The organism is Sediminibacterium soli (assembly GCF_009939225.1).
GTDB lineage: Bacteria > Bacteroidota > Bacteroidia > Chitinophagales > Chitinophagaceae > Sediminibacterium > Sediminibacterium soli.
Genome location: NZ_JAACJR010000008.1, coordinates 891,387 through 917,635 on the forward strand (window position 1 = coordinate 891,387; position 26,249 = coordinate 917,635).

The 26,249-nt window shown below is 51.1% G+C and carries 23 protein-coding genes and 2 tRNA genes; 9 read left to right on the forward strand and 16 right to left on the reverse strand.

Features of this window, described 5'->3' with window-relative positions; genetic code table 11:
- Positions 1–72: 72 nt before the first annotated feature.
- From GWC94_RS16955 to gap, 5 genes are all read right to left on the reverse strand, one after another.
- The gene (locus tag GWC94_RS16955; protein ID WP_161835077.1) at positions 73–849 is read right to left on the reverse strand and encodes a TPM domain-containing protein; all 777 of its coding nucleotides are present in this window, start codon (positions 847–849) and stop codon (positions 73–75) included.
- A 152-nt stretch (positions 850–1,001) separates the two neighbouring features.
- Positions 1,002–1,460 (reverse strand): TPM domain-containing protein, encoded by a 459-nt coding sequence (locus GWC94_RS11025; RefSeq protein WP_161835078.1) that lies wholly within the window; start codon positions 1,458–1,460, stop codon positions 1,002–1,004.
- A 10-nt stretch (positions 1,461–1,470) separates the two neighbouring features.
- Positions 1,471–2,061 carry a LemA family protein gene (locus GWC94_RS11030; RefSeq protein WP_161835079.1) on the reverse strand — a complete coding sequence of 197 codons (591 nt, stop codon included), beginning with the start codon at positions 2,059–2,061 and terminating at the stop codon, positions 1,471–1,473.
- Positions 2,062–2,394: 333 nt separating this feature from the next.
- Positions 2,395–3,609, reverse strand: coding sequence for a phosphoglycerate kinase (locus tag GWC94_RS11035; RefSeq protein WP_161835080.1), 1,215 nt, complete (start codon positions 3,607–3,609; stop codon positions 2,395–2,397).
- Positions 3,610–3,723: 114 nt separating this feature from the next.
- Positions 3,724–4,737 carry a type I glyceraldehyde-3-phosphate dehydrogenase gene (gap, locus tag GWC94_RS11040; protein WP_161835081.1) on the reverse strand — a complete coding sequence of 338 codons (1,014 nt, stop codon included), beginning with the start codon at positions 4,735–4,737 and terminating at the stop codon, positions 3,724–3,726.
- Positions 4,738–4,930: 193 nt separating this feature from the next.
- Here gap and GWC94_RS11045 point away from each other — a divergent pair.
- Positions 4,931–5,002 (forward strand) — tRNA-Glu (locus tag GWC94_RS11045).
- 754 nt (positions 5,003–5,756) lie between these two features.
- Here GWC94_RS11045 and GWC94_RS11050 read toward each other — a convergent pair.
- Together GWC94_RS11050 and GWC94_RS11055 are read right to left on the reverse strand one after the other, a co-directional pair.
- Positions 5,757–6,740, reverse strand: coding sequence for an aldo/keto reductase (locus tag GWC94_RS11050; protein WP_161835082.1), 984 nt, complete (start codon positions 6,738–6,740; stop codon positions 5,757–5,759).
- An 11-nt stretch (positions 6,741–6,751) separates the two neighbouring features.
- Positions 6,752–7,864: an aldo/keto reductase gene (locus tag GWC94_RS11055; protein ID WP_161835083.1), complete on the reverse strand. Its 1,113-nt coding sequence runs from the start codon at positions 7,862–7,864 to the stop codon at positions 6,752–6,754.
- 147 nt (positions 7,865–8,011) lie between these two features.
- Here GWC94_RS11055 and GWC94_RS11060 point away from each other — a divergent pair, with 147 nt between their 5' ends.
- The 4 genes from GWC94_RS11060 to GWC94_RS11075 all read left to right on the forward strand — a co-directional run bounded on the left by GWC94_RS11060 (position 8,012) and on the right by GWC94_RS11075 (position 14,876).
- Positions 8,012–8,911 (forward strand): helix-turn-helix domain-containing protein, encoded by a 900-nt coding sequence (locus GWC94_RS11060; protein ID WP_161835084.1) that lies wholly within the window; start codon positions 8,012–8,014, stop codon positions 8,909–8,911.
- A gap of 152 nt (positions 8,912–9,063) precedes the next feature.
- Entirely contained in the window at positions 9,064–9,780 is a 717-nt protein-coding gene (locus GWC94_RS11065; RefSeq protein WP_161835085.1) for an endonuclease/exonuclease/phosphatase family protein, read from the forward strand.
- Between the two features lie 489 nt (positions 9,781–10,269).
- Positions 10,270–11,322: a HEAT repeat domain-containing protein gene (locus tag GWC94_RS11070; RefSeq protein WP_161835086.1), complete on the forward strand. Its 1,053-nt coding sequence runs from the start codon at positions 10,270–10,272 to the stop codon at positions 11,320–11,322.
- Entirely contained in the window at positions 11,322–14,876 is a 3,555-nt protein-coding gene (locus GWC94_RS11075; RefSeq protein WP_161835087.1) for a sulfatase-like hydrolase/transferase, read from the forward strand. The genes GWC94_RS11070 and GWC94_RS11075 overlap by 1 nt, the downstream gene beginning before the upstream one ends.
- A 27-nt stretch (positions 14,877–14,903) precedes the next feature.
- Here GWC94_RS11075 and GWC94_RS11080 read toward each other — a convergent pair whose 3' ends face one another.
- Together GWC94_RS11080 and GWC94_RS11085 are read right to left on the reverse strand one after the other, a co-directional pair.
- Positions 14,904–16,172 carry a YaiO family outer membrane beta-barrel protein gene (locus GWC94_RS11080; protein ID WP_202628732.1) on the reverse strand — a complete coding sequence of 423 codons (1,269 nt, stop codon included), beginning with the start codon at positions 16,170–16,172 and terminating at the stop codon, positions 14,904–14,906.
- Between the two features lie 51 nt (positions 16,173–16,223).
- Positions 16,224–16,604, reverse strand: a complete 381-nt coding sequence (locus tag GWC94_RS11085) for a response regulator transcription factor (protein ID WP_161835088.1) — start codon at positions 16,602–16,604, stop codon at positions 16,224–16,226.
- 117 nt (positions 16,605–16,721) lie between these two features.
- On the opposite strand from GWC94_RS11085, the gene GWC94_RS11090 reads away from it, so the two are divergent.
- Entirely contained in the window at positions 16,722–17,576 is an 855-nt protein-coding gene (locus tag GWC94_RS11090; protein ID WP_161835089.1) for a sugar phosphate isomerase/epimerase family protein, read from the forward strand.
- 32 nt (positions 17,577–17,608) lie between these two features.
- Here GWC94_RS11090 and GWC94_RS11095 read toward each other — a convergent pair whose 3' ends face one another.
- Together GWC94_RS11095 and GWC94_RS11100 are read right to left on the reverse strand one after the other, a co-directional pair.
- Complete coding sequence (locus GWC94_RS11095; RefSeq protein WP_161835090.1) at positions 17,609–17,899, reverse strand: hypothetical protein; 291 nt, start codon at positions 17,897–17,899, stop codon at positions 17,609–17,611.
- 222 nt (positions 17,900–18,121) lie between these two features.
- Complete coding sequence (locus GWC94_RS11100) at positions 18,122–18,592, reverse strand: hypothetical protein (protein WP_161835091.1); 471 nt, start codon at positions 18,590–18,592, stop codon at positions 18,122–18,124.
- A gap of 145 nt (positions 18,593–18,737) precedes the next feature.
- Between GWC94_RS11100 and mnmH the strand changes: the two genes are divergently transcribed.
- The 3 genes from mnmH to GWC94_RS11115 all read left to right on the forward strand — a co-directional run bounded on the left by mnmH (position 18,738) and on the right by GWC94_RS11115 (position 21,342).
- Positions 18,738–19,778 (forward strand): tRNA 2-selenouridine(34) synthase MnmH, encoded by a 1,041-nt coding sequence (mnmH, locus tag GWC94_RS11105; RefSeq protein WP_161835092.1) that lies wholly within the window; start codon positions 18,738–18,740, stop codon positions 19,776–19,778.
- A complete protein-coding gene (gene selD / locus GWC94_RS11110; RefSeq protein ID WP_161835093.1) occupies positions 19,759–20,808 on the forward strand; it encodes a selenide, water dikinase SelD in 1,050 nt (349 codons plus the stop codon). Before mnmH ends, selD begins: the two co-directional genes overlap by 20 nt.
- Positions 20,809–20,985: 177 nt before the next feature.
- The gene (locus GWC94_RS11115) at positions 20,986–21,342 is read left to right on the forward strand and encodes a DUF6370 family protein (RefSeq protein WP_202628734.1); all 357 of its coding nucleotides are present in this window, start codon (positions 20,986–20,988) and stop codon (positions 21,340–21,342) included.
- Between the two features lie 255 nt (positions 21,343–21,597).
- On the opposite strand, the gene GWC94_RS11120 is transcribed toward GWC94_RS11115, so the two are convergent.
- The 5 genes from GWC94_RS11120 to GWC94_RS11140 all read right to left on the reverse strand — a co-directional run bounded on the left by GWC94_RS11120 (position 21,598) and on the right by GWC94_RS11140 (position 26,247).
- Positions 21,598–21,671 (reverse strand) — tRNA-Pro (locus tag GWC94_RS11120).
- A gap of 78 nt (positions 21,672–21,749) precedes the next feature.
- Positions 21,750–22,793, reverse strand: coding sequence for an ATP-binding response regulator (locus GWC94_RS11125; RefSeq protein WP_161835094.1), 1,044 nt, complete (start codon positions 22,791–22,793; stop codon positions 21,750–21,752).
- Positions 22,794–22,963: 170 nt separating this feature from the next.
- Complete coding sequence (locus tag GWC94_RS11130) at positions 22,964–23,335, reverse strand: hypothetical protein (RefSeq protein ID WP_161835095.1); 372 nt, start codon at positions 23,333–23,335, stop codon at positions 22,964–22,966.
- A 6-nt stretch (positions 23,336–23,341) separates the two neighbouring features.
- Positions 23,342–24,754 carry an NADH-quinone oxidoreductase subunit N gene (locus GWC94_RS11135; RefSeq protein ID WP_161835096.1) on the reverse strand — a complete coding sequence of 471 codons (1,413 nt, stop codon included), beginning with the start codon at positions 24,752–24,754 and terminating at the stop codon, positions 23,342–23,344.
- Positions 24,755–24,765: 11 nt separating this feature from the next.
- Positions 24,766–26,247, reverse strand: coding sequence for a complex I subunit 4 family protein (locus GWC94_RS11140; protein WP_161835097.1), 1,482 nt, complete (start codon positions 26,245–26,247; stop codon positions 24,766–24,768).
- Between the last annotated feature and the right edge of the window lie 2 nt (positions 26,248–26,249).

The window sequence follows — 26,249 nt, forward strand, 5'->3', positions numbered from 1 at the left end:
CCCAAAATTTCCTCACCAAATCCCCCCTAAAACAATCGGCCATCCCCCATCGGCAATCGCACAATCCCTTCCCTACCAGCTTCCGCTGGCACCGCCGCCGCCGCTGCTTCCGCCGCCAAAGCCACCGAAACCGCCGCCGCCCCATCCGCTGCCGCCGCCGCGACCACCGTTGAGCAAGGAAGAGAGTATCATACCCGTGGCCACATCGCCCCAGCCGCTGCGGCTCATCATGCCGCCATTGCGACCACCTCCGCCACGACCACCGCGTATAATGGCAATAAATACGATGATGCCGATAAGGATCAGGAAGCCGACAATACCGCGCCCGCCCCTGTTATCGCCTTTTGGTTTGTTGTTCTTGATCTTGTATTCACCCGCTGCGGCTTTTGACAAGGCATCGGTTGCCTCGTCGATACCGCGGTAATAATCGCCTTTTTTGAAATTGGGTGCGATATCGTTCCGAATGATATCGCTGGCGATGATATCGGGTATCGCCCCTTCCAGCCCGTAGCCCGTTTCGATACGCACTTTCCTGTCGTCGATAGCCGCGATCAGCAGTACACCGTTATTGGTTTTCTTATTGCCGATGCCCCACTCGCGAAAGAGTTTGGTGGCATACTCTTCTATACCGTAATCACCCAGCGACCTGACCAGCACAACGGCTATCTGGTTGGAAGTGCTGTCGTCCAGTGCCACCAGTTTCTGTTCGAGTATTTCCAGCTGCTCGGCAGACAGTACGCCGGCCTTATCTGTAACCAGCCTGGGCGGATTGGGTTTGGGTAATACCTCCTGTGCAAAAGATCCGAGCGACAGGACGGCGAATGATATGAGGAAGAGGAGTTTTTTCATTGTCAATTGTCAATTGCCAATTGAGAGGGAATTAGTTGTTTAGTTGCAGGATGGGTTCAACTGTTGTATTGTTCAATTGCTATTGTTCAATTGCCGGAAAAAAACTGGTTTGTTATCTTCCAATTGGCAATTGACCATCGGCAATTGGTCAATTATCCAAACACGATCTCATCGGGCAGTTCGTTTTTATCTGTTGTGCCATCGTATGGGAAATGGGTAACAAGGGCCTCGCCGATATCATAAATGATCTGGACAAGGCCCTCGGTATAATTTTCTCCGTTGAACTGCTGCAGCATTTTCTGCACTTCCGTGTTCCAGAAAGCATCGCCCACTTTACTGTGAATGCCTTCGTCGCCATAGATAGCCAGCTGCCGGTCTTTCATCGCAACATATACCAGAACGGCGTTACGCTGCACGGTCTCTGTCATCTTCAGGGAAAGGAAGATCTCCTGTGCACGCATCAGCGGTTCCACATAGCGGCAGTGTTTCTCAACGAACACACGGACTTCGCCACTGGTTCTTTTTTCAGCTTCCTGGATAGCCGCCACTACGCGCCGGTTCTCCTCATTAGAGAAATACCTGGCCGGTTTTGCTTTGAACAGTCCGAACATGGGTTTGTGCTTAGAATTTTACTTCAGGTGCTTTTTCCGAACCTGCCTCTGCCGTAAAACCTGTTCTGGCTTTGAAACCGAACATGCCGGAGAAGATATTCATCGGGAACGAACGCACTTTTACGTTGTAATCCGCAACGGCCTTGTTGAAATCGTTACGAGACACTTTGATCCTGTTCTCGGTGCCTTCCAGCTGTGCCTGCAACCCGCGGAATGCATCGTTGGCCCTGAGGTTGGGGTAATTCTCCGTTACCACCAGCAAACGGCCCAGTGCCTGCGATAACTGTCCCTGTGCGGCCTGGAACTGCGCCAGTTTCTCGGGTGTAAGGTCTTTCGGATCCACTTTCACCTGTGTGGCGCTGGCCCTTGCATTGATCACATTGGTAAGGGTTGTCTGTTCAAAATTAGCCTCTCCCTTTACGGTATTCACTAAGTTGGGGATCAGGTCGGCACGGCGCTGATAATCGCTCTGCACATTATTCCAGGCGTTGTTCACCACCTCATCCTGTTTCACCAAACCATTATATCCATTACAGCCACAACCGCCGATCAGCAGTATCAAACCGACAATGACAATAAGGGTAAGATTTTTGGTACTCATTTTTCTTGGTTTTAAATGTAATTTACTCGTTTGTCGCAAAAAGAAGGAAAACATTACAGGAATAGGGGAACAGAGGAGCAAGGAGCGGGGGAAGGGGAATGTCGAGTATTGAAATAACTCCGATCGTTATTCGATATTCCTTGTTCATCTGTTCCCCCCGAACAGACGAACAGATGAGCAAGGAGCAAGGAGCGAAGGAAGGGGAATATCGAATATTGAACAGGGAATGTCGAATATTGAATTAATGTCGAATATCGAAGTAATTGGTAACTATCCGATCTTCTGTTCCTCTGTTCTTTGTTCCCTGTTCATCTGTTCATCTGTCCCCTTCTTCTATCCGCCTTGGGAATCAGTGTCGTTGATGGCGGCGATGCCGGGGAGGGTTTTGCCTTCGAAGTACTCGAGCAGGGCGCCGCCGCCGGTGGATACATAGCTTACCTTGTCGGCAAAACCGAACTGGTTGACCGCCGCAACGCTGTCGCCGCCGCCCACCAGCGAGTAGGCGCCGGATTGCGTGGCTTCCGCCACCGCGGTTGCGATGGTTTTGGTGCCGTGCTGGAATTTTTCCATCTCGAAAACACCCATCGGGCCGTTCCAGAGAATGGTTTTGGAGCGTTTGATGCAGTTGGTGAACTGCTCGCAGGCATTGGCGCCGATATCGAGGCCCATCCAGCCATCGGGGATATTATTGGTAGGAGCCGATGAGGTATTGGCATCGGCAGCAAATTTGTCGGCAATGGTCGAATCGGCGGGCAGGTGTATGCAAACGCCTTTGGCATCCGCTTTCTTCAGCAGTTCTTTCGCCGTTTCGATGCGGTCGTTTTCGCAAAGCGAATTACCGATGTTACCGCCCTGTGCCTTCATGAATGTATAGGCCATACCGCCGCCGATGATGATATCCGTGGCTTTTTCGAGGAGGTTTTCGAGTATCAGTATCTTATCGCTCACTTTGGCGCCACCGATGATGGCCACAAATGGTTTTTCGCTGTTGTGGAGCACTTTTTCGGCGCTCGACACTTCTCCCTCCATCACATAACCGAACATTTTTTTGTCTGCGGGGAAATACTGTGCGATCACCGCGGTAGAAGCATGCGCGCGGTGTGCGGTGCCGAACGCATCGTTTACGTATACATCGCCCAGTTTGCTGAGTTTTTCTGCAAAAGCGGCATCGCCTTTTTCTTCTTCCTTGTAGAAACGGAGGTTTTCGAGCAGTAACACTTCGCCGGGTGTAAGGGAAGAGGACAACTCAGTGGCCGATGCGCCGATGCAATCGTCAGCAAATTTTACGGTAATACCATTCAGTAACTCGCCCAGGTGGCCAAGTAGGTGTTTGAGCGAATATTTCTCTGTTGGCCCGTCTTTGGGGCGCCCCAGATGGCTCATCAGCACCACGCTGCCACCATCTTTCAGTATTTTCTGAATGGTTGGAATGGTGGCCCGCATACGGGTATCATCGGTGATCTTATATGCCGCATCCAGCGGAACATTGAAATCCACGCGTATCAGTGCGCGCTGGTCTTTGAAGTTGTGGTCGGTGAATTTGCTCATAATATTAATTTGAAAATTTGACGATTTGAAAATTTGAAAATATGTTCAAAAAAAAGTGGCAATTGAATAATGCAGGCATGCATTTTCAAATTGCCACATCTTCAAATTTTCAAATTACTTCGAGATCAATCCCGCAAAGTATTTCACCGTACGAACCAGCTGGCTTACATAGCTCATCTCGTTATCGTACCAGCTAACGGTTTTCACCATCTGGTTATCGCCCACGGTCACCACTTTGGTCTGGGTGGCATCGAACAGCGATCCGAAACGGGTGCCGATGATATCGGAGCTTACGATCTCGTCTTCGTTGTAGCCAAAGCTTTCGTTGGCGGCGGCTTTCATGGCGGCGTTCACTTCTTCGATGGTCACTTTTTTACCCAATACGGTCACCAGTTCGGTGGAGGATCCTGTGATCACGGGTACGCGCTGGGCGCCGCCATCGAGTTTGCCTTTCAGTTCGGGCAGTACCAGGCCGATGGCTTTGGCAGCGCCGGTGCTGTTGGGAACGATGTTGGCTGCGGCAGCCCTGGCGCGGCGCAGATCGCCTTTTGGATGGGGCGCATCCAGGGTGTTCTGGTCGTTGGTATAGGCGTGAATGGTAGTCATCTGGCCTACAAGGATACCGAAAGTATCGTTCAGCACTTTGGCCATCGGCGCCAGGCAGTTGGTGGTACAGGAGGCGCAGGAAATAATGGTTTCGCTGCCATCCAGAATGGAATGGTTTACATTGAATACCACTGTTTTCAGGTCGCCGGTTGCGGGAGCGGAAATTACCACGCGTTTGGCACCGGCGGTGATATGCGACTGTGCCTTGTCTTTATCGGTGAAGAAACCGGTTGATTCGATCACCACGTCAACCCCATGGTTTCCCCAGGGTATCTGGGCGGGGTCTTTCTGTGCGTAGATCTTAACGGTATCGCCGTTTACCACGATAGCGTCTTCTGTAGCGGTCACATTGGCATCGAAACGGCCCTGTGCGCTGTCGTATTTTAAGAGATGAGCCAATACTTTGGGGCTGGTCAGATCGTTGATGGCTACCACGTCAATTCCTTCCATGTTGTAGATCTGGCGAAATACCAAACGGCCGATGCGTCCGAAACCGTTAATGGCAACTTTAACTGTACTCATTGATAGCTTGTTTAAATGTGAAAAATGCGAATGAGGTGCGAATTTACGTAATTCAGCAGTTTGGCGAAGGCTTTTGGTGATTAGGTTTGCATCATTTCCGGGATCCGCAACCGATATTTTTTTGACCGGGACCCAAAAACATTTGGCAGGAAAACCGGTGGGACCTATTTTTGCGTCCCGATTGATAAAAACTGCCCGGTTCGTCTATCGGCTAGGACAGCCCCCTTTCACGGGGCAAAGACGGGTTCGATTCCCGTACCGGGTACTTCTTCAAAAATACCTCAATTTGGACAGGGGGTTGCTCTACAACGAGCAGCCCCTTTTCCTTTAGCAGTGCGGCTTTCGGTGAATAAATGGGTTGAATAAAAGGTGTTCGGTAGACTCCCTCCTGATAGTAGGTCCGGGAATCGAACACCCAGTTAACCATACCGGTTTTTTAGGTAATGTTGTTGACCATACAATATTATTTGTTGCATTCTCTATGTTTATATCAGTGCTTTGTTCCTAGCTTGTCAGCAGTTTTATTTCCACACAGTCTGTTTAACTATAAAAAAACTGTTCTCCGCATGTCTTCCGCAGGGGACATTGCGATTAAAAGCACATTACTGCATCGCTAACACTGGTCGCCTTCATCGCACGGACGAAGTTAGGTCAATGTCCTGTAATTCCATAAAGGTAATGACCCGGTATTCTCCTTGCAATCGAGTGTCAGAACTGCGTACATAAGTTTGCCAGCCATGCTTTGTGGAAATTGCTTGTATTCGGTTTTCTGATGCATCCGCGGAACACTCGCATATTCTCATGTGACCAACAACCACTTGGGAAATAGTCGCTACGCTCCCTTACCTCTGCGTACCTCTGTTCCTCCTGCGTCTCTGCGGTGAAGAAATACTTTGTTTTCACCACAGAGGCGCAGAGAAAGGGAGTTTCGCAGCGTGTCAACTGCAACCGGACAATAGACAATTGGGCTCTTCCGAACACCCGTAATCACACGACCAGCAACGACATCGCCTCAATCCCTACCTCCCCACCAGATTTTGCAGTTGCTGCGGATACCGCGCGCCATGTATTTCGATGGCGGCCGCCGCCGTTTCGATCTGCGCCAGTTCGTCCGGGGAAAGAAGAACGTTGACGGCATCCGCATTTTCGATCAGCCTGTTGGTTTTGGTGGTTCCCGGTATGGGTACGATCCAACTTTTTTGCGCCAGCAGCCAGGCCAGCGCGATCTGCGCGGGCGTGGCTTGTTTCTGCTGCGCCATTTCTTTTAGCAGGTCTACCAGCGACTGGTTGGCTCTTCGGTTCTCTTCTGAAAAACGCGGTACGATATTGCGGAAATCGGTACTGTCAAACTGTGTTTTTTCATCGATGGCCCCGGTCAGGAAGCCTTTGCCCAGGGGACTGAACGGCACAAAGCCGATACCCAGTTCTTCCAGCAAAGGCAGTATCTCTTTCTCCGGTTCCCTCCACCACAGCGAATATTCGCTCTGCAACGCCGTCACAGGCTGAACGACATGCGCCTTTCTGATGGAATCGGCACCTGCTTCCGACAAACCGAAATGCAATACCTTACCCTGGGCGATCAGGTTTTTCACGGCTCCGGCCACGTCTTCCATGGGCACACCGGGATCTACCCTGTGCTGGTACAGCAGATCGATCCTGTCGGTATTCAGCCGGCGCAGCGCATCCTCAGTCACCTTACGGATATTGTCGGGCCTGCTGTTCAAACCCAGGCTCGTCTTTCCCTGTTCAAACCCGAATTTGGTGGCGATGACTACTTTGTCGCGTACGCCCGACAGGGCTTCTCCCAATAGTTCTTCGTTGGCACCGGGACCATACGCTTCGGCGGTATCAAAAAAAGTTATGCCCAGGTCTACGGCTTTGTGCAAGAGCTGGATGGCGGTTGTTTTATCCATGGCCGGTCCGAGCCCGAAACTTAAACCCATACAGCCAAGACCCAATGCCGAAACTTCCAGGCCGCTCTTACCCAATAATCTCTTTTTCATGTTTGATCTGTTTATTTTGTTTGGGGCGTTGCATATCGCGTACCGGTTACCGGTATCGCGGCAATGGCCGCTGTAAAAGTTGTCAGTTCCTCTTGTGTAAAGCTGATATCCGAGCTCCCGAGATTTTCCTGCAAGTGCGCCAGTTTGGTTGTGCCGGGTATCGGAACGATCCAGGGTTTCTGCGCCATTAACCACGCCAGCGATACCTGCGCGGCAGTTAATCCCCGTTCGTTACCAAAATTGACGATCACATCCAGTATCCGCCAGTTGGCAATTACCGCGTCAGCTTTGTATCGCGGCAGACCCGGTCGGTTATCATTTCCCGGCACATAAACAGTTCGCTCATTGATATAGCCGGTCAGGTAGGCTCTTGACAGCGGACTGTATGGCACAAAGCCGATACCCAGTTCTTCGCATACAGGAATCACATCAGTCAATGGTTCTCGTGTCAGCAGCGAGAACTCGGTTTGCAATGCAGTGACCGGCTGCACGGCATGTGCCTTGCGGATGGATTCAGCGCCGGCTTCACTTAACCCGAAATGCATCACTTTACCCTGTGCGATTAAATCCTTTACCGTTCCTGCCACTTCTTCCATCGGCACATTTGGATCCACCCGATGCTGGTACAACAGGTCAATCCGATCCGTCTTTAATCTTCGCAGCGACCGGTCAACTACCTCGCGTATATGTGCGGGTTTGCTGTTGAGTGCGCCGGTCATTTTATTGTTCTGTATGTCGAACCCGAACTTGCTGCAAAGGATGCTATGATTTCGAAATGGCGCTATCGCCTCCCCCACAAGTTCTTCGTTTAAAAACGGGCCATAGGCTTCTGCTGTGTCAAAAAAAATCACTCCCCTATCATAGGCCCGGCGTATGAGGGAAATCATGTTTTTTCGATCCGGTACAAAACTCCGGTTCCAGCTCATGCCCATACAGCCCAGGCCCATGCCGTAATTGATGGTAAGACTGTGTTTCCCTTTTCCCAGCGTACGGGTTTGGTCTTTTACCGGCGCCGGGGCCGATCCCCGGACGGTAGCAGGCAACAGGTTAAGCGCAGATGCTGCCAGGGCTGATGCGCCCAATAATGTGCCTGATTTCAGGAAATTGCGACGGTGTTGTTGCATGATCGGATATTTTGAATGCAAAAATCGGCCATCCGTTCAGTATGGCTTGTATACAGGTTACCGGAATACTTACCATTATTACCGGATCCGGCCGGCATATCACGCAATCAGGGATATACGAAGTACTTTTGCGGTAGAAAGGTGGATATGCAAAATTTTATCAGGTTCGATACCATCAAAGCCTACAACCAATGGAACCGTAACGAAACCCGTCACCCGCTGGTTAACCTGGTTGATCTGTCCATGGCGGCGCCCCGTCAGCACAATAAAATGCGCTTTGATTTTTACACGGTATTTTTAAAAGAAGTCAAATGCGGCGATCTCCGTTACGGCTGCAATTACTACGACTATGAAGAAGGAACCCTTGTATTTGTAGGGCCCGGTCAGGTGATAGGAGTGGAAAATGACGGATCCTATTTCCAGCCGAAAGGGAAAGTGCTTGTTTTTCACCCGGATTTTATCCGGGGATCGGCACTGGGCCGGCATATCGGCGACTACCGTTTCTTTTCCTATGAAATGCACGAAGCGCTGCATTTGTCGGATACCGAAAAACAGGTGATACTCGATTGTTTTGACAAGATTGATTTTGAGCTACGGCATCCTATCGATAAACACAGTCAAAAACTGATCATTTCCAATATAGAGCTCTTCCTCAATTACTGCACACGTTTTTATGACCGCCAGTTCATCACGCGCGAGAATGTGCACAGAGGCGTTCTGGAGCGGTTCGAAAATTTACTGCATGATTACTACACCTCCGGCCAGGCTCCGTCAAACGGGCTTCCCTCGGTTGCCTGGTGCGCACAGCAACTGAACCTGTCTGCCAACTATTTCGGCGACCTGATCAAGAAAGAGACGGGTCGTTCTGCACAGGAGCAGATCCAGGAAAAACTGATTGATATAGCGAAGGAGCGGATGTTTGATGCATCAAAATCCGTCAGCGAGATCGCTTATGAACTCGGATTTAAATATCCCCAACACTTTACAAGACTGTTCAAGCAGCGCGTTGGCATGCCGCCTAATGAATACCGCAGTATGCACAACTGACCGGGAAAGAACGACGATTTCAGTTTGATGCGAACATCGCCCTGTGCATGCATACAGCCTCTTCCAAATACCGCCACGGCGTTACAGTAAGATAACGAATTTTATCACTGCTTTTCTCCCGGGCAACCGATATTTGATGCGAGAACCCAATCATGAAACCCATCGCTATTATCTTTTTGCTGCTGTTTGTCTGTACCGCATCTTTTGCGCAAAAACTGCTCAGCTACAATATCCGCAACGCCAAAGGCATGGACAATACCACAGACTATGACCGTATTGCCGCAGCCATCCAAAAACAACAGCCCGATATCGTTGCACTCCAGGAACTGGACAGCGTTACCCAGCGCAGCAATGGAATGGATGTATTGAAACTGATCGCCAAAAAAACAGGCATGTATTACCATTTCAGCGCATCGATCGATTACAATGGCGGTAAATATGGTGTGGGACTGCTGTCAAAAGAAAAACCAATACAGGTAACCCGTATCCCGCTGCCGGGAAAAGAAGAACGCCGCAGCCTGCTGATGGCTGAGTTCAAAGATTTTGTCGTATTCAACACCCACCTGTCGCTTACCCCTGCCGATCAATTGAGTTCTGTGCAGATCATCAACGAACAGGTATCCGCTTATCACAAACCCGTTTACCTCGCAGGCGATCTGAACGCGTTACCCGAATCCGCCCCGATTACTGAGCTGAAAAAGAAATGGGAATTACTGAGCGGCACCGCTTTCACCTTCCCCGCGGGCGTTCCTAACCGCTGCATCGATTATATCTTCGGCTACGGCAACACCAGAAAAACGGCCAGGGCCGAAGTACCCGACGAACCCCTTGCATCGGACCACCGGCCGGTATTGGTGGTATTGCAATAACAGGCTGGCTACCCTACACATTCTGAAAGCGTCCCTGTTTTCCACGCCCTCCCTGTGTACCTCTGTCTCTCCGTGGCTCTGTGTTGAAAAAAAACTCGTTCCCGCGGCAAACAGGCTATTGCTAAGGAGAAGACGGAGGCACAGCTTCAACACAGAGCCACAGAGAGACAGAGGTACACGGAGTTAAGGTCTTTTCGTTTTGGCAAACAGGTGCTCCTGCGGTTTTGGGCAGGTTCGGGCTGCGGAGATAGGTTGAGCAGTGATTTAAAAATGGGGGGTGTTCGATTTTACACCATTCCCTGCCTGTTTTTCAACCAAAACTTCCCCCAGCTGTTTATGCTCCATAACCCGGATTGCAATATCTTTAAACATCACCCGGTGGACGCGGCGGAACACCGCCCCTTATGATGCATTATGACCCATCCTTTTATGTGTTTTCTGGCGGATTCTGGTACCCGGTTACTGGCGGGGACCAGCTTCTTTGACTTTATGACCCCCGAAAACTTACTAAAAGGCACCACGGTACTGCTTTTTTTTCTTGCCGCCATCATCGTTGCCATTTACATTGTTCTCTGGCGAAAAAAAAGACAGCATTTCTATTCGCTTGCGATCAACCAGGACATCGAGAACTGGATCACGCATATCCTTATGGAGGAAGACGATGCCGATATACCGGTTTCGCAAAACCTGTACCGGTCGCTCAGAAACCCCCGGGCCAGGCAGTACCTGATCAACGAACTGGTGAAATGCAAACGCAATTTCTCAGGCAGTGCCGGCAATACGATTATGGGTCTGTATGAGCGGTTTGACCTGAAAAAAGATTCTGTCAAAAAAATCCGGAGCGGCAAATGGTTCATAAAAGCCAGGGGAATACAGGAGCTGTTCATGATGAACCAGGCCGACCTGCTCACCACCATCTACAAGAATACCAATAACAGGAACGAGTTCGTGCGCATGGAAGCCCAGACAGGCGTGATCTATATGACGGGGTTTGCCGGTCTGCGTTTCCTGGATGTGATCGCTTACCCGCTGACCGAATGGCAGCAGATACGATTGCTGGAACAGCTGCGTCTTACGCAAAAAAAAGAAGATATCACCGCCAATATTCCTGGCTGGCTGCAGTCGAAAAACGATACCGTGGTCATTTTTGTGCTGAAGCTGGTCACCGAATACCAGTACTTCCAGATGCGGGATGCCGCAGTGCACTGCCTTACCCATGCCAACGAAAAAGTGAGAACCCAGGCCGTAAAAGCGGTGATACTGCTGGCCGACGAACAAACACCCATGATACTGCTGGGTTATTTCAGGAAAGAAGGTCCGGCCAACCGGGCGTTGATACTCGATGCACTTGCCACCATGGCCGGCGATGAACAAAAAGACCTGCTTGTGGAACTGCTGAACGACCCGGATAATATCATCAAACTCAAAGCGGCGAATGTGCTGGCCAAATGCTGTACCGATGGAACCGCCATCGTTGCCGAAAGAGCCCGGCAGGAGCCCGAACCGTTCGAAAGGATATTAATGCATATAAAAAGTCTGTAATGCCGGCAACGATCGTTGTAAACATATTATTCGATATACTCACCTACGGAATATTTGCCTACTCCGTATTGCTGCTGCTGTCTTATATTTTTATCGGCGTCTTTTCCATCGGGGAAACAAGCCAATACATGCACCGAAATAAGTTCGCCGATTTCAGGGTGCTGGCTTCATCGGCGCATGCCCCAACGGTAAGCATACTGGCCCCGGCATACAACGAAGGGATGACCATTGTTGAAAACGTACGGTCATTGCTGTCTATCTACTATACCAACCTCGAAGTGATCGTGATCAACGACGGCAGCAAAGACGACAGCCTGCAAAAACTCATAGAAGCCTACGATCTCGAGAAACTGGATTTTTTTGTCGACTATAAGATCGATACCAAACCGGTCCGCGGCGTTTACCGCAGCCGTAAAAGCATCCACCATAAACTCATCGTGGTTGATAAGGTCAACGGCGGCAAGGCGGATGCACTGAATGTGGGCATCAACGTATCCTCTAACGATTACCTGGTTTGCATCGATGTGGATTGCATTCTCGAACAGGACGCCCTGCTGAAGATGATCAAACCCTTTATGGAAGAGACCGGCGAAAAAGTGATCGCTTCGGGCGGTGTGGTGCGTATCGCCAATTCCTGCGAGATCGAAGACGGCAAACTGGTAAAAGTGCGGCTGGCCACCGACTACCTGCCAAGAATGCAGATACTGGAATACATCAGGGCGTTTATACTGGGCAGGATGGCCTGGAGCCGGCTTAACGGGCTGATGCTGATATCGGGTGCCTTCGGTGCGTTCGACAAAGAGATCGCCATCAAAGCGGGCGGTTATAACCACAATACCGTGGGAGAAGACATGGAACTGGTGGTGCGTATGCGCCGCTACATGGAAGAAAGAAAACAGAACTACAGGGTTACCTATATACCCGATCCGCTGTGCTGGACCGAAGCGCCAAGCACATTCAATATCCTGGGCCGCCAGCGTAACCGGTGGACCCGCGGCACCATCGAAACACTGCGTTTTCACAAAGTGATGTTCTTTAACCCGAAGTACCACCTGCTGGGCATGATCAGCTATCCCTACTGGTTCTTCTTCGAAATGTGCGCACCGGTGATCGAATTCTTCGGGTTTGTATGCTTCTTCCTGTTTGCTTCTTTCGGGCTGATGGACTGGAGCTTTTTCTTCTGCTATTTCTTGTTCATCGTATGTTTTGGTTTTTTGTATTCCAGTTTTGCCATACTGATGGAGGTGCTCACTTTTCACCAGTACAAAAGGCGAACGGATATACTTATCCTCTTGCTGACCGCGCTTACCGAACCTTTTTATTTTCACCCGTTCGTGGTGTTAAGCGCCATCAAGGGTTTTATCGATTACCTGCGCAAGAAAAAAAGCTGGGGCGAGATGACGCGGCAGGGTTTTGCCAAAAAAACGGATGCTGCCGCCACGACGGTTACACCACAGGCAGTTACTCCGCCGCCACCGCCTGTTGAAACAACCACAGAGCAGCCCGGGTTTTTCAGGGATCCCATGGCGGCCATCGGCCGGCTTCCGGGCAAACTGTTCGAAGCGTTCCGGTATTTTGCTTCGCATGCCATCGTGCTGCTGCTGCTGCTGTTGCTGGCGCGAACAGCTGAACTGGGTTATGCATTCTTCAAAAACGGGCTGCCGGAAACACCGGGAAAGCTGGTCCTGTACAGCCTGCTGAAAGACCTGGTGTTCTTTGGCCAGTTTTGCGGGCTGGCAGTTATCCCCTATGCTTTCCTTTACCTGGTGCATCGCAGACTGGCGGCGATACTGTTTATCACATTCAGCGTACTGCTGTTGCTGGTACAGGCCGGACTTGTGCAGTACTTCCTGACCACGCTGGTGCCATTGGGCGCTGATCTATGGGTGTATACCATGGACGATATCAAGCAAACGGTGAATGCCGCGGGAGGCATTTCCGCAACGGCTGTTATCGGCCTGGTGCTTATCATAGCCATCGGCATCCTGGCGTTTGTGTTCCTATCCCGCAGGGTAAGACCGGGCAAGGCGGTTGCCACCCTGCTGTTGCTGCTGATCACGGGTTCCAGCATCCGGATACTGAGAGGCGGCATGAACCCTTTGCTGCTGAAACAGGAATACGCCAATAACCTCGCACTGAATAAAGCACAGTTCTTCCTCGCATCCACTTTTACCTATTTCTTTAACCGGGACCAGGACTCCGATACCAATGGCTATGCCGAAAACCAGCCCGGCGACAACGGTGATGCCCTGATCCGGTACAATTATATCGATGAAAAAAACTTTCCTTTCCTGCACACAACAGACAGCAGTTGGGAAACACTATCGCCTTTTTTCAGGAAAGACAGTGCGCCGCCGAATATCGTGATCGTACTGGTGGAAGGACTTGGCCGCGCCTTTACAGGAAGAGATGCCTTACTCGGTAATTTTACACCGTTCATTGATTCATTGTCGCAGCAGGGTCTTTTCTGGCAGAATTTTCTGAGCGAGGGTGGCAGAAGCTTTGCCGCGCTTCCTTCTATACTGGGCTCCCTGCCTTTTGCCAGGAACGGTTTCAGCGGGCTGGATAATGCCATGCCCAGGCACTTATCGCTGCTGAATATTCTCCAAAACAATGGCTACCAGACGGCGTTTTACTATGGCGGCGATGCCCATTTTGACAATATGGATATGTACCTGCAGCGGAACCGTGTGGATTCCATCCACGATGTAAAAAGTTTTCCGCCGGGATATATAAAAATGCCCGAAACGCCTACCGGCACTTCCTGGGGATATGGCGATAAGGAATTGTTCCGCCGCTTTTTTGACGGGAAACCGCAGGAGCAGCGACCTTACCTGAACCTGGTATTGACGGTGTCGACACATAGCCCCTTCCGTATCAATGAGCAGCCGCAATACCTCAGCCGTTTTGAACAGCGCATGACCGAACTGGGTCTTGACGAACCCAGGAAACGGCAGTACCGGGCGTATGCAGACCAATATGCGGGCATCCTGTATGCAGACGATGCGCTGCGTTATTTCTTTACGGAGTACAGCAAACGAGCAGACTTTAACCATACTATTTTCCTGGTAACAGGCGATCACCGCATGCCCGAAATACCCATGAGCACCAAAATAGACCGTTACCATGTGCCGCTGATCGTGTATTCACCGCTGCTTTTGCGCAAGACGCAGTTTGCGTCGTTGTCAACCCATTTTGATATTACGCCGGCCCTGCTGATGCTGCTGCAGAAACAGTACGGACTGAACGTTCCCAAAACCGCGGCCTGGATGGGTGCCTCGCTTGATACGGCAAGGCAATTCCGCAACCTGCATGCCTACCCGCTGATGCAGACCAAAAACGAGATCGTGGATTTTGTGATGGGCGATTACCTGCTGAACGGCAACGAGCTTTACAAACTCAACGGAACAATGGATGCCAGCCTGGAACAAAACGATATCCGGAAAGCCCGGATGCGCAGTGCGTTCAACCGGTTCAAGGCAAGGAACAATGCTTTTGTGGGTACGCTGAAAATTGTTCCGGACAGTTTGCTGGAGAAATATGCACCGCGGTAATGCATGCATGATCCACTTTCCCGGCGGTCAGAACCGGAATATCCATCCCAGGCTGAACTGGTACTGGTTGCCTTTTGTACCCGGAAGGTACTCCTGGTTGAACCAGCTGGCATCCACACTCAGTACATTGAACCCTGCGATCTTTTTACGAAGGGATGCGCCTGCTTTATACGTGGTGAGTTTTACCGGGTTTTCGAGCTGGATGGAATTCTGTCTGTCGTCGGGCGAAAGACCATAGCCGATATTCATTCCCAAAAAATCATCCGCTCCGCCAAAATAATACCTTGTTGACAGGTTATAAGAGGCAGACACCGAAGAAGCAAAACTGCTCGGCGTTACATAGCTGCGGAAATTGAAGAGCCAGCTTTTGTAATATTTTCCAAGCGACCCGGTATATATCCAGGTGGGGCTGGAACTAAACTGGAGGTACCGCACACCCAGGTCGCATTCAAAACCCGCCGGCAGGTTGGCATACAGAGAGAAGCCACCGCGCCATTTGGGAAAAACACCCACATTTTCCGAGTAGCCGCCGTTGATATACGCATAAAAAGTGTTGGAGATATGCGGGTAGGCTTCGAGCTCGTACTGCACACCGTTTTCCTTAAACCGGTTGGCGTAATTGATGCGACCGGTAACCGAACCGATACGCGTGGTACGTGTGTAGTCAAAACTGGCCAGGTGCCAGGGATCGGCAAACTGTTTATCGAAATAAACATAGTCGTACGAAAGACCGATTTTGTTTCTGCTGGCCAGTTCCCTGATCCGGTTGGCCAGCAACAGCGCATCGCTGTTGTGTTTGTTGACGGAGAGCAGCTGCTGTACGCTCGTATTGGCCTCCACATAACGGCGCATGGCATTCAAGATTTTAGCCCGGCGCAGCAACAGGTCCTGGTCTGCCGGATGGTGTACCAGTCCCGAATCCACTATCGCCAATGCGCTCTCATACCGGTCGTTCCAGTATTCCAGGTCGCTGTATGCCACAGACGCATCCGCGTAGCCGGGATTGTTTTTCAATGCCAAAGAAAAATAAAACCTTGCACTGTCCGTGCTGCCTGTCCAGGTATGAATCCTCCCGAGAAAAATTTTGATATCGGCATAATCCGGACTTTGTCCCAGCGCCTTATACAGGTAATGTTTTGCCAGCGTGTAATCTTTCCGGTCAAAAGCCGCTTTCCTGGCGGCCTGTAACAGCCCGTCAGCAGAAACCGTATCGGCAAGCTGCGCTTTCGTGAGCATAGGTACCAGCAGCATCAGCAGCAGACAGGCACGGTACAGCATTTTTTTGGATAGCGTCATGAGCGGTGTTATGGCGTTACAGAAAAATGATCGGCCGGTATGTTTCCGGCATCAGGAAGCATTGTTGCGTGCGAACTGCATCGCGAGTTTTTTTACGCGGATCACGAGCTCATTCAGGCTGAAAGGTTTGGTAACATAATCATCCACCCCCAGTTCAAAAGCTTCCATCACCACTTTCTCCTGTTCCATCGCCGTAAGCATGATCACGCCGATCTTCTTATGTGTTTTTTTCCTCACAAAAGCAACAATCTCAAGACCCGATATATAGGGCATCATCAGATCGGTGATCACGATATCGGGATCGTATTCATCGATCTTGGCCACTGCCTCCCTTCCGTCGCAGGTGCTCACCACCTGGTAGCCTTCTTTCTGCAATTTCAGTTCGATCGTTTTTAACAATATCGGTTCGTCGTCTGCAAGCAAAATCTTCATAGGCGCTATTAATGAAGGACAAAAATATCGATTTTGTCTACATACATACAGAGTACCCGCTATTTTCCATGCCCCGGGCAGGACAGCTATCCGGTTTCTTTTTTGTATATTACTGGCATGCCCTATTACCGGTTACCCATCGTCACCTGTTTTGTTTTCTGCTGCATCAGCCTAAACAGCTTTTCACAGCAATTGTTCAGGGAGCCGCTGGGTATACAGGCTTATACTTTCCGCAGAAGTCTGCCCTTTAACACCGCCGCCACGCTGGATACCATCAGGTCTATGGGCATCCGCCTGCTGGAAGGAGGCGCTCCCAGGGGCATGACACCGGAGGCTTTCAGAAAATTATGTGAAGAAAAAGGGATCCGCATCCCGTCTACCGGCGCTTCTTACGAGGAACTGGTAAACAGAACCGATTCCGTGGTATACAAAGCCCGGGCATTGGGCGCATCTTACGTGATGTGCTCCTGGATACCGCATAGCAGGGGCGCTTTTTCGCTGGCCGATGCACAGAAAGCGGTGGCCGATTTCAACCGCGCAGGCCAACGGCTGCAGGAGAACGGACTAACCCTGTGTTACCATGTGCATGGCTACGAATTTCAGCCCTATGGCAACGGCACTTTGCTTGATTACCTGGTAATGCAGACAAACCCCGACTATGTTTCTTTTGAAATGGACATACTCTGGGTACAGTTTGGCGGTGGCGATCCGGTGACCCTGCTCAACCGATACGGCAACCGCTGGAAGCTGATGCACCTGAAAGACCTGCGCAAGGGCGTAGCCAAAGACCTTACCGGTGGCACTTCGCAGGAAAATGATATGGCTTTGGGAACGGGCGAACTGGATATACCCGGCATACTGAAAGCAGCAAAAAAAGCGGGTATCCGCTATTATTTTATCGAGGATGAAAGCAGCGCCATTCTTACCCAGGTGCCGCAAACCATCCGTTACCTGAAAAGCCTGAAAAAATAATCGGGTTACTCCCTACTCCCCGGCTTTAACGGCTATGCAGAAGCGATTTCCGAATAAATAAACCGGAGGGTATTGTCCGGACCGGAGAAAAAGTTATCAGATCTGTCGATGCCTGCCTGTGTAATGGAAAACTGCAGAAGGTCGCCCTGCGATATGTTCACCAGCCCTTCATCGGCCAGTAATTTCAGGTGGCTGTGAATCAGGTTCCAGTCGAATACGGAACGAAGAATCATTTCGCGTATGGTACACTGGTATTGTGTTGGATGGGCAGTTTCTGCAACAATGGCTGCCAGGGTCTGGAGCGTGCGGTACCTGTTTTCCATATGCCTAAATTACGCCGCCGTTTACTGTATAAACCCCCATGGCGAGTTTACTTGTTCACAACCCGGTGTATAAGTTCAGAACATTTTGAGAATCAATCGCCGGCTTGTGAAGAAAATACGGGCGAATGGTCGGATGCAGGAACAGTTTGCGGTTTTCGCACAAAAGAAAACGTTATCGCTGTTATTTTCTTACCGGTTTTTAATCAGAAAAAACGAAGCTGTTTATTTTCTGGATGTTTCCTTTCGCACTTCAATTCCCATCAACCCGGCCGCTACCGGCTGTAATTGATACGGTTTACCGTTGTACCTGAATTGCTGCAGGCCGTAAGGCTGGCTGCTGGCCGCACTTGTCTGCACGATGACCGTATCCGTTATATCCGCAAAATGAATGGCCAGTTTCTGCATACCCTCGGCATACAAAGGAATACCCAGCAGAAAACTGTCTTTGCCGATCTTACCAACCGCCTGCTGCACCGTATACTGCTGACCGTTTGTAAACAAATCCAGCTTAATCGATGTCGTTCCCAAAACCGCGGGCGATAACAGGTCCCTGCTGCTTTCACCAAGAATGCGTACCGGCAGATAGGGGTTGAAAAAACAGATAACGGGGTCAACGGTCTTGTCGGCTTCTTTTTTACAGGCGAAACTGCCCAGCAGCAAAACGGTGGCCAGTACCGGGCATATCCTTTTCATGCGGTTGATTTTAGGGGTTGACACCGGCCGGGAAAATACCGTTGCAGCGCCGGATTATTTTATGGTTGGACGCCATGTTTCATTTATTCGGCCCCCCGCGGCGATTTGATGCCACCCGAGCGGTTCTGGTAAATATCTTTGCGCCATGATCCGTAAGGTTACGATTGAGGAACTGCTGACAGCCTACCCGGCAATTCCCTGTGTGGATGTAAGGGCCCCTTCCGAGTTTGAACAGGGGCATATACCCGGTGCATGCAGTCTTCCTATATTCAGTAACGAGGAGCGCGCGCAGGTGGGTACCACCTATAAACAGCAGGGACACGATGCCGCGGTTTTATTGGGATTTGATATTACCGGCCCCAAATGGTCCGGCTTTATCCGCCAGGCCCTGGACTATGCGCCGGACAAAAAAATAGCCATTCATTGCTGGCGCGGCGGTATGCGCAGCGGGGCTATGGCCTGGGCGCTGGATTTTTACGGTTTTGAGGTACTGGTGGTAACCGGCGGGTACAAAACCTACCGCAACTGGGTGCTTTCGCAGTTTGAAAAAACATACGCGCTGCAGCTGATCGGCGGCATGACGGGTTCGGGCAAAACAACACTGCTGCATGCACTGGCAGACAAAGAGGAGCAGGTGATCGATCTCGAAGAACTGGCACAGCATAAAGGTTCTACCTACGGAACGATGAACCGGCTTGTTCAGCCCACACAGGAACAGTTCGAGAACAACCTGGCCGCGCGGCTCTCGGGGTTCGACAGGGAAAGAAGGATCTGGATGGAAGACGAGAGCTCAATGATCGGCAGATGCCTGATACCACGCCCGATCTGGAAGCAGATGCGCGAGGCGGCACTCATCAATATTACGATACCATTCGAACAGCGTGTGCAGGCGCTGGTGCAGGAATACGGCTGCCTCGATAAAACCTTTCTTGCCGAATGCACCCAGCGTATCTGGAAACGGCTGGGGCCCGAACAAACGCAGCAGGCGGTAACCGCCATACAGGAAGACCGAATGAGCGATTTTGTGAAAGAGGTGTTGGGGTATTACGACAAGACCTATACCACCGGTCTTAACCGCCGCCTGCCCGGCACTACCCTTTCTGCAGACTTTACCGATACAGATTCATCCAAACAGGCGCTACAGGTGCTTGCCCTAATGTCAAAACATGAACAACAGCGACGTTAAACTTACCCAATACTCCCATGGCGCCGGCTGCGGCTGCAAACTCAGTCCTGCCGTGCTCGACAGAATACTGCACAGCAACAATGCAGCTCCTGCAGACAGCAGGCTGCTGGTGGGCAACGATAAACGGGATGATGCCGCGGTGCTGGATCTCGGCAACGGAACGGCATTGATCTCCACAACGGATTTCTTTATGCCGATTGTTGACAACCCCTATGATTTCGGACGCATTGCCTCTGCCAACGCCATCAGCGATGTTTATGCAATGGGAGGAAAACCCCTGCTGGCAATTGCGATACTCGGATGGCCTATCGACAAACTGGCACCTGAAATTGCCGGGCAGGTGCTGGAAGGGGCAAGATCCATCTGCGCCGAAGCCGGCATCTCGCTTGCGGGTGGTCACAGTATCGACTGTCCCGAGCCGGTATTCGGGTTAAGTGTGAATGGTATGGTCAATATCAGCCAGCTGAAACAGAACTCAACCGCAACAGAAGGCTGTTATCTCTACCTGACAAAAGCGCTGGGCGTAGGCATTCTTTCCACGGCGCAAAAGAAAAACCTGCTGCGTGAAGAAGATGCCGCCGTTGCCTTGCAGAGTATGACCACGCTGAATAAAGCAGGCGAAATATTTGGACAACTCTCCTATGTAAAAGCGCTTACCGACGTAACCGGGTTCGGGCTGCTGGGGCACCTGGCGGAAATGTGCGAGGGAAGCGGCCTATCCGCAGAGATCGAATTTGATAAGATACCTGTTATCCCCTCTGTACAGCAGTACCTGGAACAAAAATGCTTTCCCGGCGGCACCACGCGCAACTGGAACAGCTATGGCGCCAGGATCGCTTCCGTTACCGGTCAGCAGAAATACCTGCTTGCCGATCCGCAAACCAGCGGGGGATTGCTGGTAGCGGTTGAAGCGGCCGCTAAAGACGAATTTGAAGCACTGTGGAAACAGCAGTTACCATCGGCGCCGCCACCGGTAGCGTTCGGAAGAATGGTGACCAGGAACCCGTCGCATACGATCATTGTTGTATAACGGCTGATCAGCGTAAAAAGAGGGTTTTTAACGGGTTTTCCACGGATTTGTTACCGGAATATGAACCCAGGGTTACCGGCACGTTAAGATCCACAGGGTTTTGCACATAATTTATTCCGTAGGCAGGCCCGGCAAAACGGAAAATCCACGAACTTTAAGCCAACCAATACAGCTACCATGAAAAAAATAGTCATTGCTGCCGCCGCCGTCCTGTTTAGCCTTGGCGCAGGCGCACAGGAAAAAAAGAAAGATTTTTCCACCCTTGACGCTTCTAAAAAAGTGCGGTCTGCGGAAGTTTCCTGCGGCGAATGCCAGTTCAAAATGAAAGGAAAAGGCTGCCACCTGGCTGTCCGTGTTGACGACAAGACCTATTGGGTGGACGGCGCCGATGTGGATTCGTTTGGCGACGCCCATGATAAGGATATGGGGTTCTGCAACAAGGTACGCAAGGCCGATGTGCAGGGCGAAGTGAAAGACGGCAGGTTCCAGCTCAGCTACCTGAAGTTTACAGACGAGAAACCGCACAAACAATAAAGACCGACACCCACGCGTTGATAGATAAGCTAAATGTTTTTTGTCCCAATCAGAAACAATTCCCTGCCAACTAACAGGGAATTGTTTTTTGTACCCGGTTCGTGTTGCCGCTATCCGATAATTGGTAACCGATCCATGTTTTTGCTGCACCTACTATTTCGCTTACTCTAAATAGTTTCAGCTGGTATTGCGGTGGGGTATACCGGCGAAGCCCGTAACAAAAAGCCCGCCATCGCTGAAACTATGGCGGGCGGGTCGGGATGACTGGACTCGAACCAGCGGCCTCTTCGTCCCGAACGAAACGCGCTACCGGGCTGCGCTACATCCCGAAAACAGGTAAGCGAAAATAACATTTTCGCGAACGGCATCAAATTTTTCAATGAGGGAACTATGGGCTCCGGTCTGCCTTACTCTCTTGTGCCTGAAAGGCAAACCCTGGTGCCCTGGCCGGGCTCGCTCTGTATCGTCAGCTGGCTGTTGATGGCAAGCGCTCTTTCGCGCATGCCGATGATGCCCATGGTATTGCTTTTGGTATTGGCCGGGTCAAAGCCGCGGCCGTTGTCGGCGATGGTGAGCTGCAGTGAATCGTCTTCGATCACCACTTCTATCCGCACATCGGTGGCATCGGCATGTATCGCGATATTACGGAGCGCTTCCTGCGAGATACGGAACAGCGCGGTTTTCTGTTCAACACTCAGTCCTTCGTCGTCAAATGCGGGATCAAAGCGGCAGGGAATATTGTGCAGGCTTACAAATTCCTTACACAACCATTCCAGCGATGCGTTCAGTCCCAGTTCATCCAGCATACTCGGCCGCAGGGCAGAAGCGATCCTGCGTATGGTCTGTATGATGATCTTGGCGGTAGACGAGGCATGCGCCATTCTTTTCAGCTGCAGTTCGGGCGCTTCGGGCAGGTTAAGCGCCAGCCAGTCCACATCCATCTTCAGCGCGGCGGCCAACTGGCCCAGTTCTTCCTGCACTTCGCGGGCCAGGAATTTTCTTTCTTCTTCGCGCACATCCTGCAGGTGATTGGCCAGGTCTTTTAATTCCCTGTTCTTATCGCGCAGTTCCTCTTCCACTATTTTCAGCTTCACGCAGTTCTTGATACGCGCCAGCAGCTCTTTGGGATCAAATGGTTTGGTAAGGTAATCATCGGCGCCGGTTTCAATACCCTCGGCCACCTGTGCAGGCGTGATCTCCATCCCCGATACAAGGATGATCTTAATGCCTGAATAATCGGGATTTTTTTTGATCCTTGCACAGATACCCAGACCGGTGTCATCGGGCAGGATCACATCCAGCAGGATCACATCGGGTCTTTCCGTTGCGATGGCCTTCATCAGCTGCTCGCCGGATTCCGCGATCACCATCTCAAAACCTTCTTTCTTGAGAATTACCTGGTAAAGCTTGATGATTACCGGGTCATCATCGACAACTAGAATTCTTGCCATCCTTCTCTATGATTTCTGCTTTGTTACCTGAAACGATTTAGCGCCACCTGTGCAGGCCATTCATGGCCGGGAAAAATAACCGAGGATAAGGATTGAACACTGACAGCCAATGATCGGTAGACGCCGGGGATATCTATCGTGAAGGCTTATCAAATATACAGACCGCCGGTTTAACTGTAAAATCTATTCTCGAAATAGGGGGTTTCGTCCTTTGGCACCGCTTCCTTCTGCTTCCAGTAAGCAAGCGTTACCACCTGCCCGCCCGGCGCTCTCAGCAGCCTGCCGAAAATGGCGTTCACCGGGTTGAACATCACGTCGGTAACACCTACCGTGAACAGCGGAACAGCAGGCGTGGCCGCCTCTTCTGCAATATCAGGCTGCGGCGTTTTGGTTTCTGCAATCGGTTGTATGATTACTTTGTAGCCGTTATACGACAACAGCTGTTCGAGAAAGGCAGCCCTTTCAGCACCCACCTGTTTTTCAACGATGGCGCATTTGACGCCGCCCAGCTCCTCGAATTCATGGTTTTTGTTAATGGCCATAGGTTATCAATGTGATGGACTAATCGAGTAAATATACTGGTAAATTACCCCCAGCAAACCGCTTGCCAGCATGCCCCCCGTGCAGATCCAAAGCGATAGCTGCGGCCAGAAAGGAAGGCTAAGCGCAGCGATACCCGTCTCCCCGGGTTCCATAAAAATGGCTTTTATGATACGCAGGTAATAGTAAAACGAAACCACCATATTCAACGCGGCTACACTGATGAACAGGTAATCGCCTTTTGAAGCGCCGGCCGTTAACAGGAAAAATTTTCCGAAGAATCCCGCTGTAGGCGGCACACCCGCGAGCGAGAAAACAGCGATCGCCAGTATCCATGACAGGGTTTTGTTATGGCGGTACAGGTTGGCGTAATCCGCTATCGTTTCTTTTCCTGTTTGCGTGCTGATCCATCCCACCACACCAAATGCGGCAAGATTGGAAAATACATATACCAGTAAAAAGAAGATCACAGAAGCGTTTGCCGTTTGCGAATAGCCGGATATGCCTACCAGTATAAAACCGATCTGCGCAATGGAAGAAAAGGCAAGGAATCTTTTTATGTTCTGCTGTCGCAAGGCAAACAGGTTGCCGGTGATGATCGTAAGCAGCGACAGGACAACCAGCACCGCATGCGACGTTTTTTCGAGTGGTGCAAACACGGAATACAAAAGCGTTACCAGCACAAATACCATGGCGGCTTTGGATACAACAGACAGGTAAGCCGTAACCGCTACAGGCGCTCCTTCGTATACATCGGCGGTCCACAAATGAAAGGGCACCGCCGATACCTTAAATGCAAAACCGGAAAATACCAGCAGGAAGGTAAACAGTACAACAGGGGTTGCGTGCAGCATACCCGGTATTTCAGCAAGCCATAAACTGCCGGTGATGCCATAAAGAAAAGAAATACCCAGCAGCAGCAACGCAGAAGCGAATGCAGACGACACGATCATTTTCATCGCCGCTTCCGACGATCGTTTGCTGGAGAGCGCAAAGTTCACCGCCGCAGCCAACGGTATAGTGGCCATTTCAAGACCCACATACAATATGAGCATATGCCCCGAAGACAGCATCAGGAACATACCCAGCAACGATGTCAGCAGCAGTAGGTACACCTCCGCCGCATGCCGGTGCTGCCGCAGCCAGCCGTATGCCTGCATGCTGATCAGCCAGACGGCCAGGTTGAGGATATTTTTTTCCAGAACGATCAGCTCGCCGGTGCGGTACATACCATTGAACAGTACGCCCTGCCAGTCGTAAAACAGAAGTCCGACCACCAGGTTAAGCAGCAGCAGCCAGTTCATGATCGGCAGCAAATGCGCCGCCGGCCGGGCCCTGCCGAGTTTGTAGAGCACCAGGAAGAACAGCAGCAGTGCCAGCATGATCTCCTGTCTGAACAATAGGAAAGTATCTGTGAGCATATTAGTTCTGATCAGTTTAGGGTAACGAGTTTATCCACCTGCCGCATCATATTCTCTACGCCCGGATGCACCAGCTGCGTAACAAGAAACGGCGCCACACCCATCAGCACGATGGCCGCAACCAGCAGCACTGCCGCAGTTTTTTCATTCCATGTGGCGTCGGGCAAACCCGCATAGTTCTCCGGCAAAGGACCCATGATGGTTTTACCTGCGGCACGCAGTATGTACACTGCCGTTACCACAATAGAGGCGCAGGCCAGCACGGTGGCCACCCGGTACCAGGTATCAGGGTTTTGCCAGGCGCCCATGAACACGGTCATTTCCGCAACAAACCCGCTCAGTCCCGGAAGCCCCAGCGAACAAAGACCCGCAATAACAAAGACGGTGGAGATAAACGGCATCGCTTTTAACAACCCGCCAAGCGATGCCACCATCCTGGTATGCGTGCGGCTGTAGATCATACCGATGGCAGCGAAGAACAATGCGGTCATCAGTCCGTGCGAGATCATCTGCAATACCGCGCCGTTAACCGATGTTTCCGTAAGCATGCCGATACCGAGTAATACAAACCCGCAATGGCTCACCGAAGAATAGGCGTTGATGTATTTCAGGTCTGTCTGCATCATGGTGGCAAAGGCGCCGTAAATAATGGCTATGGCAGCCAGCAAAATAATGGCCCATGCATACTGGTGCGCCGCCTGCGGCAGCAGGAAAACGGCCACACGCAAACACCCGTATCCACCCAGCTTCATCGATATACCCGCCAGGAACATCGAAGCGGCGGTGGGCGCCGAGGCGTGGCCATCCGGCACCCAGGTATGAAAAGGGAACATGGCGGCGAATATGCCGAACCCCGAAAAAAGAAAAATAAAAATATACGACTGCGATGTCTGGCTGAGTGTTGTTTTTGCGATCGTCATCATATCAAAACTTCCCGCGCCGAAATACAGTCCCAGTAACCCTACAAAAACCAGGGCCGAGCCTGCCATCAGCATCAGGGCCAGTTTCATGGCGCTGTACTCCTTGCGGCCGCTGCCCCATATCCCGATCAGCAGGAACTTGGGTATTACCGCCACCTCGAGGAAAAAGAACATGGTGAACAGATCGAGTGAAATAAAGAATCCGTAGGCCCCCGCACTCAGCAATAACAGCAGGAGGAAAAACTCCTTCTGCCATTTGTCTATTGTCCATGATACCAGTATTCCTGTTAAAACGATCAGCGCCGTCAGCAGGATCATGGCCACGGCGATCCCGTCAACGCCGGTATGGTAATGGATCTGCAGGGGTGCATACCATACCTGGTCTGTTTCGAACAACATGGGGGCCGTGTTTCCCAAGTCGCGTACGGCCAGGTACTGCCATAAAAGATACCCGCAGACCAGCAGCTGCAATACAGCACCCGTTAGTGCAACCTGCCTCGCAAACCTTGCCTGCAGCAGCAGCAGCACAAGGAAGGTACAAACGGGCAACAGGACAAGCAACGATAGGTTCATGG

Coding starts and splice junctions, on each gene's coding strand:
- GWC94_RS16955 (WP_161835077.1), bottom strand. CDS start 849: ATGAAAAAACTCCTCTTCCTCATATCATTCGCCGTCCTGTCGCTCGGA.
- GWC94_RS11025 (WP_161835078.1), bottom strand. CDS start 1,460: ATGTTCGGACTGTTCAAAGCAAAACCGGCCAGGTATTTCTCTAATGAG.
- GWC94_RS11030 (WP_161835079.1), bottom strand. CDS start 2,061: ATGAGTACCAAAAATCTTACCCTTATTGTCATTGTCGGTTTGATACTG.
- GWC94_RS11035 (WP_161835080.1), bottom strand. CDS start 3,609: ATGAGCAAATTCACCGACCACAACTTCAAAGACCAGCGCGCACTGATA.
- gap (WP_161835081.1), bottom strand. CDS start 4,737: ATGAGTACAGTTAAAGTTGCCATTAACGGTTTCGGACGCATCGGCCGT.
- GWC94_RS11050 (WP_161835082.1), bottom strand. CDS start 6,740: ATGAAAAAGAGATTATTGGGTAAGAGCGGCCTGGAAGTTTCGGCATTG.
- GWC94_RS11055 (WP_161835083.1), bottom strand. CDS start 7,864: ATGCAACAACACCGTCGCAATTTCCTGAAATCAGGCACATTATTGGGC.
- GWC94_RS11060 (WP_161835084.1), top strand. CDS start 8,012: ATGCAAAATTTTATCAGGTTCGATACCATCAAAGCCTACAACCAATGG.
- GWC94_RS11065 (WP_161835085.1), top strand. CDS start 9,064: ATGAAACCCATCGCTATTATCTTTTTGCTGCTGTTTGTCTGTACCGCA.
- GWC94_RS11070 (WP_161835086.1), top strand. CDS start 10,270: ATGACCCCCGAAAACTTACTAAAAGGCACCACGGTACTGCTTTTTTTT.
- GWC94_RS11075 (WP_161835087.1), top strand. CDS start 11,322: ATGCCGGCAACGATCGTTGTAAACATATTATTCGATATACTCACCTAC.
- GWC94_RS11080 (WP_202628732.1), bottom strand. CDS start 16,172: ATGACGCTATCCAAAAAAATGCTGTACCGTGCCTGTCTGCTGCTGATG.
- GWC94_RS11085 (WP_161835088.1), bottom strand. CDS start 16,604: ATGAAGATTTTGCTTGCAGACGACGAACCGATATTGTTAAAAACGATC.
- GWC94_RS11090 (WP_161835089.1), top strand. CDS start 16,722: ATGCCCTATTACCGGTTACCCATCGTCACCTGTTTTGTTTTCTGCTGC.
- GWC94_RS11095 (WP_161835090.1), bottom strand. CDS start 17,899: ATGGAAAACAGGTACCGCACGCTCCAGACCCTGGCAGCCATTGTTGCA.
- GWC94_RS11100 (WP_161835091.1), bottom strand. CDS start 18,592: ATGAAAAGGATATGCCCGGTACTGGCCACCGTTTTGCTGCTGGGCAGT.
- mnmH (WP_161835092.1), top strand. CDS start 18,738: ATGATCCGTAAGGTTACGATTGAGGAACTGCTGACAGCCTACCCGGCA.
- selD (WP_161835093.1), top strand. CDS start 19,759: ATGAACAACAGCGACGTTAAACTTACCCAATACTCCCATGGCGCCGGC.
- GWC94_RS11115 (WP_202628734.1), top strand. CDS start 20,986: ATGAAAAAAATAGTCATTGCTGCCGCCGCCGTCCTGTTTAGCCTTGGC.
- GWC94_RS11125 (WP_161835094.1), bottom strand. CDS start 22,793: ATGGCAAGAATTCTAGTTGTCGATGATGACCCGGTAATCATCAAGCTT.
- GWC94_RS11130 (WP_161835095.1), bottom strand. CDS start 23,335: ATGGCCATTAACAAAAACCATGAATTCGAGGAGCTGGGCGGCGTCAAA.
- GWC94_RS11135 (WP_161835096.1), bottom strand. CDS start 24,754: ATGCTCACAGATACTTTCCTATTGTTCAGACAGGAGATCATGCTGGCA.
- GWC94_RS11140 (WP_161835097.1), bottom strand. CDS start 26,247: ATGAACCTATCGTTGCTTGTCCTGTTGCCCGTTTGTACCTTCCTTGTG.